The sequence below is a fragment of the Pseudonocardia sp. SID8383 genome, assembly GCF_009864975.1.
Taxonomy (GTDB): domain Bacteria; phylum Actinomycetota; class Actinomycetes; order Mycobacteriales; family Pseudonocardiaceae; genus Pseudonocardia; species Pseudonocardia alni.
This window is the reverse complement of record NZ_WWFY01000186.1, coordinates 1-2,289: the sequence shown is the minus strand read 5'-3', so window position 1 is coordinate 2,289 and position 2,289 is coordinate 1. Positions and strand designations below refer to the sequence as shown.

The window sequence follows — 2,289 nt, the reverse complement described above, 5'->3', positions numbered from 1 at the left end:
CCGGCCGAGCGCGGTGGTGAACACGCGGTGCGGGCCCGCCTCGATCAGCGCGGTGGTCAGCGCGCCGTCGAGCGGGCCGCCCGCGGCACGGTGCAGCAGTCCGAGCAGGTCGGGATCGGCCGTGCGCACGCAGGCGTCCACCGTGGTCGTGCCCAGCCCGAGGTCGACGAGCACGGCGTCGCGGTCGGCCCGCCGCAGCGCGGAGCGGTCGGGCCCGAGCACGGTGACGGCGCTCCGCGCGGCCCCGCGGGCCGCGGGCTCGGGCAGACAGAGCGCGACCGCGTGGTTCCAGTGCTCGTGCGGGCCGACGGGCGTCCGGTAGGCCAGCGGCCGGGTCGACGGGTGCGGCTCGATCCGGATCCCGCCGCGCGCGGTGACGACCGTGCCCGGCCCGGACGACCCGACCGGCTCGTCGGGGGTCCGCAGGAACTCCGCGATCGCGCCGGGCGCCCCCATGCTCCAGCCCGCGTAGGGGTCGGCCAGGTACCCGCTCAGCAGCCCGGCCACGTCGTCCACGTCGTCCCCATCGCCCACGCTCTCACCCTGCCCCTCCGACCGGAGGGTTCACACCCCGACACAGACTGTTGCACAGTGATGGCAACAACGATCGGGAGGCATCGTGGACGAGCACCCGCACGACGGCCCGGAGTGCGCCGGCTGCGACTGGGAGGGCAGACCGGAGGCGTTCCGCTGGTTCCCCGAGCTGGGCAGGCCCCTCGACCCCGCGGGCGGGCAGATCCACGCGGCCTGAGCTCACCGGGCACCCACCCGTTCCCACCGGCGTCCCCACCACAGGGCCGTCCCGGCCGTCAGCACGACCGCCAGCGAGGGCACGAGCACCACCTGCGGCGCGCCGAACAGGTACTCGCGGCCCTCGGCCACCATCGCGCCCCACTCCGCGGTCGGCGGCTGGACGCCGAGCCCGAGGAAGGACAGCCCGGAGACGGTGAGCAGGGTGCTCGCGAACCGGACGCAGGCGTGCGCGGCCAGCGGCGGGACGAGGTTCCGCACGACGTGGCGGGTCAGGACCCGCCCGGGCCCTGCGCCCAGGGCGACCGCCGCCGTCACGTACTCCCGCTGCCGCTCGGCGAGCGCGAGCAGGTAGGCCTGCCGGGCGAACGGGGTCCAGGCGATCACCGTGACCGCCACCAGCAGCGACCCGACACCCGGACCCAGCGCGACCGCGGCGAGCAGTCCGAACAGCACCACCGGGATCGCGGCCAGGACGTCGACCACCCGCATCGCCGCCCGCCCGACCGGGCCCGCGACCGCGGCGAGCGACCCGACGGCCACCCCGGACACCCCGGTGACCAGCACCGCGGACACCGCCAGCCCGACCGTCAGCCGTCCGCCGTGGACGGTGCGCGCGAGCAGGTCCCGGCCCAGCTGGTCGGTGCCCAGCGGGTGCGCCGCGGACGGCCCGGCGAGCATCCCGGCGAAGTCGACGGCGTCGGGGTCGGGCAGGAGTACCGAGAGCAGGCCCGCCGGAACGAGCATCGGCACCGGCGCGGCCAGGGCCAGGGCGGCCACCCCGGCCGCGGCCCACCACGCCGTCCGCACCCGGGGCCTCACCGTGACCCCGCCGAGCGCAGCACCGGGTCCAGCGCCGTCGCCAGCACCTCCACCAGCACCCCCGCGACCACCGCGACCGCGACGACGAGCAGCGTGCCCGCCTGCACCACCGGCAGGTCCTGCGCGACGACCGCCCGGTGCAGCAGCCGCCCCAGCCCCGGGATGCCGAACACGACCTCGACCACCACCGAGCCGCCCAGCAGCCCGGCGACGAACATCCCGGCCAGCGCGGTCACCGACGTCGTCGCGAGCCGGGCGCCGTGCCGCCACAGGACCCGGTGCTCACCGAGGCCCTTGGCCCGGGCGACGAGCACGTGCGGCCGGGTCAGCACCCCGGCGGTCTCGGCGCGGACGAGCTGCGCGGCCAGGGCCCCCGGGTAGGCGGCGAGGGTCAGCACCGGCAGGACCAGGTGGGCGGGGTCGCCCCAGCCGAGCGCCGGCAGCGCCCCGGCCCACACCGCGAACACGAGCACCAGCCAGGGGGCGAGCACGAACTCCGGCACCGCGACCCCGGCGACCGTGCCCAGCCCGAGGAACCGGTCGAGCAATCCGCCGGGCCGGCGCGCCGCGTAGACCCCGGCGGGGATGCCGACGACCGCCGCGAGGGTGAGCGCGAGCACCGCGAGCAGCCCGGAGACCGCCGCGGCGTCGGCGATCTGCCCGGCGACCGGGGTCCGCGCGACGTAGCCGTGGCCGAGGTCGCCGCGCAGCACCCCG

At 77.7% G+C, this 2,289-nt stretch carries 4 protein-coding genes; 1 reads left to right on the top strand and 3 read right to left on the bottom strand.

Annotation, left to right across the window (positions count from 1 at the left end; translation table 11 throughout):
• Positions 1–534, bottom strand: a 534-nt coding sequence (locus GTW08_RS04640) for a DUF6925 family protein (RefSeq protein WP_202416401.1), incomplete at its 3' end; no start/stop codon positions are given.
• Between the two features lie 85 nt (positions 535–619).
• Here GTW08_RS04640 and GTW08_RS32415 point away from each other — a divergent pair.
• Positions 620–751, top strand: coding sequence for a hypothetical protein (locus tag GTW08_RS32415; RefSeq protein ID WP_255497432.1), 132 nt, complete (start codon positions 620–622; stop codon positions 749–751).
• Positions 752–753: 2 nt separating this feature from the next.
• On the opposite strand, the gene GTW08_RS31480 is transcribed toward GTW08_RS32415, so the two are convergent.
• Positions 754–1,560, bottom strand: a complete 807-nt coding sequence (locus GTW08_RS31480; RefSeq protein ID WP_073576635.1) for an ABC transporter permease — start codon at positions 1,558–1,560, stop codon at positions 754–756.
• Positions 1,561–1,568: 8 nt separating this feature from the next.
• The coding region (locus GTW08_RS04630; RefSeq protein ID WP_161151454.1) for an ABC transporter permease at positions 1,569–2,289 on the bottom strand (721 nt) is incomplete at its 5' end.